The following is a 1157-nucleotide window of genomic DNA, read 5'->3' on the forward strand; positions in this document are numbered from 1 at the left end:
TAATATAGCTATTTTAATATATAATTTAGCTTCTAAAATATTATTACATTGAAATGATATGTTTGTTCTAGCTAAGTCAATTAAACAACATATTGCTAATAAAACCAAAATAACAATAATCATAACACATAAACACATCAATATATTGGATAGGAAATAAAAATTTACATTACCAAATAACATAAAAATATATTTAAATATATTTTCATCAAATAAAATAAAATCAAAACTTGTTTTATATTCATCAATCATAAAAGCTAATAAACTTGCTAAAAACATATATAACCCAAATATACTGAGAGTAAAGAAAAATATTTTAGATAAATCAGAATGATGATCACTTATTAATCTGTAAGCTTTTAATTGATATTCATTATATATATTCTTAATTTTATTTTCCTGATTGATTGATAAAGTATACTTTAATATATCATTTTCTTTCTGATCTTGTTGCTTAGAGTATTTATCTTGTATTTCTTGCTTTAAAACATTGATTTTTCTTCTATATTTAATTTCTAACTCACTCATATAAAGCTCTAATTTATGCCACTGCAAAGCTTCTAAGGTATTGTTTTGCCCAATTAAAACATCTTTAATTGTTCTAAATGAATCTTTTAGATTTTGACATTCTTGTATTTTTCTATATGTGGATACATATCCTTTTTCTTTATTAGATTCAATATGTTTATCTAAATATTCTATCGTTAAATTTGATATATCAATACCAATCATATTTACAAAATTTGCTTTTTCAAACACACAAGAAGAAAAATTAATAATATCTTTAAAAATAGAAAAATAAAAATTAATTACGTCTTTAAAAATTGCACTACAAAACAAAGTTTTTTTATTAAATATAGAACGATTAAAATATGTAGATTTAAAAAATTTAGCATCTTTAAAATTTGTTTCATCATTAAATATTGAATGGCTAAATATACAGTTACCCTTAAAAGTTGCGCCATCAAAATGACATTCTTTTTTAAAAAAAATATTATTTCCAAAAAAATCTCTCTTAAAAACTGTCTGTTTAAATAATGCTTTATCATTAAATATACTATTGCTAAATTTAACAACACAATAAAACTCAACATTTATAAAACTACTAATTGTATTAAAATTAGTATTCTTAAAATTAGCATCTTTTGTAAATTTAC

Annotated in this window: 1 protein-coding gene; it reads right to left on the reverse strand. The window is 20.2% G+C overall.

The window, feature by feature from the left end; all coding sequences use genetic code 11:
* Positions 1-1157, reverse strand: a 1157-nt coding sequence (locus KJQ99_RS09395; protein WP_214150666.1) for a pentapeptide repeat-containing protein, incomplete at both ends; no start/stop codon positions are given.

The sequence above is a fragment of the Campylobacter sp. 2018MI13 genome, from assembly GCF_018501135.1.
In the GTDB taxonomy this organism is placed as follows: domain Bacteria; phylum Campylobacterota; class Campylobacteria; order Campylobacterales; family Campylobacteraceae; genus Campylobacter_E.